This window comes from Streptomyces sp. NPDC057638 (assembly GCF_042800315.1).
In the GTDB taxonomy this organism is placed as follows: Bacteria; Actinomycetota; Actinomycetes; order Streptomycetales; family Streptomycetaceae; genus Streptomyces.
The window spans coordinates 1-6,159 of record NZ_JBHVHF010000393.1; the positions used below are offsets into that span (position 1 = coordinate 1).

At 74.9% G+C, this 6,159-nt stretch carries 3 protein-coding genes; 2 read left to right on the forward strand and 1 reads right to left on the reverse strand.

Features of this window, described 5'->3' with window-relative positions:
- The first annotated feature begins 59 nt into the window (after nucleotides 1–59).
- Both ACFVIM_RS31650 and ACFVIM_RS31655 read left to right on the forward strand, forming a co-directional pair.
- A complete protein-coding gene (locus ACFVIM_RS31650) occupies nucleotides 60–1,268 on the forward strand; it encodes a macrolide family glycosyltransferase (RefSeq protein ID WP_384308752.1) in 1,209 nt (402 codons plus the stop codon).
- A gap of 206 nt (nucleotides 1,269–1,474) precedes the next feature.
- Nucleotides 1,475–2,200, forward strand: a complete 726-nt coding sequence (locus tag ACFVIM_RS31655; RefSeq protein ID WP_384308755.1) for a LuxR C-terminal-related transcriptional regulator — start codon at nucleotides 1,475–1,477, stop codon at nucleotides 2,198–2,200.
- Between the two features lie 326 nt (nucleotides 2,201–2,526).
- On the opposite strand, the gene ACFVIM_RS31660 is transcribed toward ACFVIM_RS31655, so the two are convergent.
- Nucleotides 2,527–6,159, reverse strand: a 3,633-nt coding sequence (locus tag ACFVIM_RS31660) for a LuxR C-terminal-related transcriptional regulator (protein ID WP_384308756.1), incomplete at its 5' end; no start/stop codon positions are given.

Below are 6,159 nucleotides of genomic sequence, written 5' to 3' on the forward strand. Positions count from 1 at the left end.
TTTCTACACCTGCCCTCCACGGCCTGACCGGCCGTGGAGGGCAGTGCCATGCTGCCGCTATGTGTGCACTTCATGTGGCTTTTCTGCCGCTTCCCGCCTTTGGACACATCACGACGAACCTGCCGATCGCCGAGGAGCTGATACGCCGCGGGCACCGGGTGACCTTCGCCACGACCGACCGGTACGCGGCCTTGGCGGAGCGCACCGGGGCCCGTGTCCTGCGATACGACTCCTGGCTCGCCTCCCGCACCATCCCCGACCGGGTCGACGCCGAGTACCTGGCCCATGAACCGGTCCGCTCGATCGACGAGGCCCTCGCCACCGTCCCGCTCTACGAGGCCGGGTTCGGCGACGACCTGCCGGATGTGCTCCTCTACGACGTCAGCACCTTCGCCGCCGGGCGTGTCCTGTCCCGCAAGTGGGGCAGGCCCGCGATCCAGATGTACGGAACGTTCGCTTCCAACGAGCACTACTCGCTCACCCAGCGGATCGGCGCCCTGTACGAGGGCCAGATACGCCCGGACCATCCCGCCCTCATCGACTTCTTCGTCAAGCAGGGACGGCTGCTGGAGGAGAACGGCCTTGAGGGGATGACCCTGGAGGAGTTCAACGCCCCCTCCGAGGAGTCCAACCTGGTCTTCCTGCCCAAGCGGCTCCAGCCCGCGCACGAGACCTTCGACGACCGGTTCGCCTTCGTGGGTGCCTGTCTGGACACCGGAAGGGCCGGGGAGCCGAGGTGGGACCCCCCGGCCGACGGAGAACCACTCGTTCTGGTGACCAAGGGCAGCTTCAGCTACGACCGTCAGGAGGATTTCGTCCGTCTGTGCGCGGACGCGTTCGCCGACACCGGATGGCAGGTGGTGATGTCGGTGGGGGAGAAGGCCGACCTCGGCGCGCTCGGGCCGCTGCCGAAGAACCTGCGGGCGATGAGCTGGGTGCCGCAGCTGAGCGTGCTCGACCGCGCGGACGTCTTGGTCAGTCATGCCGGGACCAATAGCGTGGTGGAGTCGCTCGCGTTCGGCACCCCGCTGGTGACGCTGCCGCAGATGCCCGAGCAGCGACTGATCGCCGAGCGTCTGACGGAGCTGGGCCTGGGGGTCGAACTTCCCACCCACGCGGTGACCGCGGAGTCGCTGCGCTCGGCCGTGCTGGGCCTCGCCGCCGACGAGGGCACCCGGGCGAGGGTGGGGGAGGTCCGGGCGGAGATCCGCGCGGTCCACGGCCCGTCCTTCGCCGCCGACCGCATCGAGGCCAGGGCCAAAGCCTGACCTCCTTCGCGGCGAGGTCAAGGCCAAGGCATGACGTTGTGTCACTGTGCCACGCTGGCGGTGGTCTGATGGAAGAACGATATGAAAGGGTGGTGCTCGCCGTTTCGCGATCCATGATCGTCTACTGTGCGGAAGATCGTGGCCCACGGGTATTCACGGTCATCTGATGGGCTGGCGGGACGAGCGATGTTCGGGGGAGCGGGACCATGAATGACGCAGGTGGTGTGAAGGTCGCCGTCGTGGCGGCGGGCGAGGTCATGCGGGGCGGTCTCGCGCGGATGCTGGAACGGACCGCCGGGGTCGACAGCCACGCCGTCTTCGCACCCGAGGAGTTCGCGGCCGAGGCGGCCGAGGACACCATCCAACTCCTCATCCTCTCCTGTGACGTTCTCGTCCTGTGGGCGGCGAACGGCACCGGGTTCGGCGACTCGGCCTGGGCGGCCGATCTCGCGGGTGTGGCCCAGGCCAACGGCATCCTCGTGGTACTGGTCCTGCCCGCCGTGGAACTCAAGCGCGGCACACCCGTGACCATCGCCTGCGACGGCGTCCTCGAACAGGAGGCGCTGACCACCGCACGGCTCGGCGATGCCCTGAGGCGGCTCGCCGACGGTGAGAAGATCGCCCTCGACCCCCTGCCCCGCGTCGCCCACCAGCGCCATCCGCTCGACGGCCCGTCCCTGGCCGCACCGCCGCCGGTGCTGCTCACCGCCCGGGAGAGCCAGGTCCTGGAACTCCTGGTCGAGGGCCTGAGCAACAAGCAGATCGGTCAGGCCCTCGCCCTCTCCGAGCACAGCGCCAAGCGCCTGGTGGCGATCGTGCTGTCCAAGCTCAACAGCCCCAACCGCACCCAGGCGGTGGCGGTAGCCCTCCGCGAGGGCCTCGTCCGCCCGGACGCCGGGGTGCGCGGTCCCCTGGGCCCATCGGCGGAGTAGCCGCCGCGTCTCCGCCGAGCGGGGTACGGGAAGAACGGCCTCCGTCCCGTACCCCGCTCACTCCCAGGGCGCCGCCGAGGAATCGTGCGAGGCTCGCGTGGGCCGCTCTCCCTTGAGGCCGTGCGGCCCGGGTGGTGCGCCCGTTCCTGGGTTCTGCGGCCGGGTGGTGCCCCCACCCCTGGGCTTGGCGGCCCGGGTGGTGCGCCCGTCCCTGCGCCGTGGGTCCTGGGAGGGGCACCTGGGCTGAGTCCGGGGTGGGGGTGCCCCGGGCGGAGCCTGGGGCACCCCCAGTGCCGCGCCGCGGCCCCCACGGCACACCCTTCCCGTCACCGCGCCAGCCGTCGCTCGTCGTCATGGCCCAGCGCCGTCGCCAGGTCGCCGCGGCCCGCGATCCCCAGCGCCCGGTAGCTCTTCGTCAGATGCAGCTCCACCGTGCGGCGGGAGAGCGACAGGGACTCGGCGATCTCCTGGTTGGCACGGCCCTCCGCGGCCAGCCGGGCCACCCGGAGCTGGGCCGTGGTCAGCCGGGACCGCGAGGAGCGGACCAGCTCGGCGTAGCGTGCGGCGACGTCCTCGGCGCGAGGCGTCGGGCGCCCCCCGTACGTACACATCGACTCCAGCGCCTCCGACAGCAGCCGTCGGCCGTCCCCCGGGCGCCCCTCGTCCAGCAGTGCCGACGCCAGCTCCACCCGCGCCCGGGCGGAGCGCCACCGGGAACCGGAGTTGGCCAGCACCCGGGTGGCGCTGCGCAGATGCCGCAGGGCCACCGGCCCCGACAGCGCCAGACCGGTACAGAGGTGCACCGCGCCCACCGCGCCCGGCGCGCCCCAGCCGCGGGCCGCCGACAGATCCTCGGCCAGCAGCCGGGCACTGGCCTCCGGATCCTCCGGGGCCAGCGCCATCCCCAGATGGGAACGCCACGCCACGATCGCCGGATTGAGACAGCCCGCGTTGGTCAGCAGCCGTCCGCACTCCGCCAGATGCGCCGTCGCCTCCGCCCGGCGGCCCGTGTGCAGATCGAGCACCCCGCGCGCGAACAGCAGCTCGGCCCGTTCGAAGCCGCGCTCGTGCCGGTGTGGCGCGGCCATGGCCAGCACCGCGGCGGCCCGCCCCACCATCCCCGACTCCAGATGGATCAGCATGGCGACGGCGGTCAGCCGCTGGAGGGTCCGTGGATGCCAGTGGCGGCGCTCGACCTCCGCGAGGGTCGCCGTCAGCCGGTCCCGGGCCCGGGACAGCTCACCGCTGCGCAGCGCCAGTTCGGCGTCGGTCAGCAGGGCCATGCCGATCGCCGGGCGGACCCCGCGCCGCCGGGCGTCCGCCTCGATCCGCCGCAGCCCGTCCCGCGCCGCGGCCAGGTCCTCGACCACCGCGAGCACCCGTACGGCCGTCAGCCGGGGCGCGAACAGTCCCTCGTCGCCCAGGACCGCGAGCGCGAGACGGCGCGCCTCGTGGAGGTCGTGTCCCAGGGCGCACAGCCGCCAGGCGGTGGCCGCGGCCCGCGCGGGATCCACGGTCTCGTCCCCGGCACGGCCGTGGGCGTGTTCGGCGTTCGGCGACACCCCGTGCGTGAGCAGACAGCCGAGCGCCCGCAGCGTGTGCTGCTCCCGTGGCCCGATGGTCGGCCGCGCGTCGGCCTCGGCGAGCGCGCGGGCCGCGACCCGGCCACCGCCGCGCAGCGCGAGCAGGTCGGCGGCGCGGAGCCGGGCGGCGGACAGATCGGGCCCCGCCGTCTCGGCCAGCACCCGGCGCAGACCACGGTCGGCGGCCTCCGGGCGTACATACATCTGCGCCAGCGCGAGTTCGAGCAGGACCTCGGCGCGGACCGTGCCGCTCGCGCCCCGGTCGAGCGCGCGCTCCAGCAGATGGACGGCGTGCTGGTGGTCGCCGCCCGCGCGCGCCCGGCGTCCGGCGGTGTGCAGCACGCGCACCACCCAGGGACCGGTCAGCTCGGTCTGGGACACGAGCCGGGCGAGGGTGGCCACCTCGGCGCCGTCCCGCCGCCCCACCCGTACGGCGCGGCCGTACAGCTCGTGCCGCTGGCCCGGTTCCAGGAGGGCGAGCACCCGGCCCGCGACCAGGGTGTCGTGCAGCCGTGGCCGGTCGCCGCAGTCCACCAGTCCGGTACGGGCGAGCGCGGCCCGCAACTGACCCTGGGAGCGGTCCGGGGGCTGGCCTCCGGGCGCCCCCCGGCAGGGCCGCTCCCGTACCTCCAGCGTCTCGTGGGCGCGGAAAGCGGTCCGCCCGGACCGCTCGCCGTGGTCCTCGCGGCCGGGACCACGGTGGTCCAGCCGGTCGTCGACCAGAGGGACGGAGCGTTGCGGTGCCGCCGACAGCCAAGGGGTCCCGGTCTCCAGGGGGTTCCCCAGCTGTTCCAGACAGGGCCGCCCGTCCAGTCCGCAGGCGGCGGGCGCGCCATCCGCCGACCCCTCCTGGCCGTGGCGAGCGGGGAACGCGCCACCGGGGCCGTGCGACTCTCCGGCGGTGGGGAGGGGGTGTGAGCGGCCGGTTGCGGCGCTGTCCCAGGGGGCGGCGGGACGCGGCGGAGACACGGGGTTTCCCGCGCTTCCGGGGCTTGCGTGGAGGGGGGTGTCGAGGCCGTGGGACGGGGAGCGGGTCTCACCGGTGGCGGACTCCGGCGCGTGCTCGTGCGCGCCCCGCGTGTCTCCTGGCCCGCGCCCCTCCCCGGTACGGGCGCGCTCCGCGTGCGCCGCGCGCTGCACCAGCAGCCGCCACGCGTCCTGGGCGGTGTCGGCGGGGAAGCCGCCACGCCGGGAGCGTGCGGGGCCCTTCCCTACCCAGGGCGCGGGGGATTCACTCGTGACACCGCTCTCATCACGCGGCGATGCCCCGGGCGCCGGCCCGGTTGTGTCAGCTTCCGCCGGCCCGGCTGTGTTTGTTCCCGCCCACCCGGCTGTGTTTGTTCCCGCCCACCCAGCTGTGTTTGTTCCCGCCCACCCAGCCCTGTCCTCTCGTTCCCGCCCCGTTCCGTCGCCCCGTTCCCGCGCGGCCACCACGGCCCGCGCCTGGAGCAGCCGCCAGGCGTGGCGTGCCCGTTCGGAGCGGCGGACCGGATCGGACGCGGACGGTACGGACCGGGTGTCCCCGTCCGAGCGGGGCTGACGAGGTTGGGGGAGGTGCTCATAGGCGGGCGAGTCCACCGCGTCCGGCCGCTCCGCGCCCCGGCACGGCCCGGAACGCGCCGCCGTCGCCGCCTCCCCGGGCGGGGAACTCCCCGGCGGGGGCGGCGCTTCGGAGCCCGGCTCACCCTCCGCCGCCGCGGACGGCCACCCCCGTGGCCCGGACCGCGACCACGACGGTACGGGACCGACCCGGGGCCCGACAGGACCGACCCGCGCGGGCACGGAGTGGGGCCCGGGCGGTGCGGTATGCGGCGGCAGGGCGTGGTGGTGTGGCGGTACGGAACCGGGCTCGGGCGAGGGGGCGCGGGACTGCGGCGGTACGGAACCGGGACGCCCGGCGTACCAGGCGGCCCCGGTGGACGCCGGACCGGCGGCCGGGCGCTCGCTCCCGCGCGGGCGGGGATGCGCCACCTCGTACACCTGCGCCCAGGTCAGATCGCCCCGGCCCACCGCGCTCGCGCGGACCAGGGCCACCAGGGAGTCGGGCAGCGGCGCCAGTGCCCGGCGGGCCTGCTCCCGGCCTATCTGCTCGGCGACGGCCTCCAGTTCGTCGGGGGTGGGCGCGGGGCCGGGGCAGCGGCGGATCGCCGCCGTCAGCAGGGCCGGGCTGCCCCCGGTCGCGGCGACGGCGACCGGGACCAGGGGACCGCAGGAGTGCTCGCCGTACGCCTCCGCCAGCAGCCCCCGTACCCCCTCGCGGCCCAGGGGGCGCACCCCGATCTCGTACCGCCGCGCGGGACCCGCGGGCAGGACCGACGGGTCGTGGGAGGTCACCGCCATCAGCAGGGGGAACGCGGGCGGGCGCCGGACCAGGGC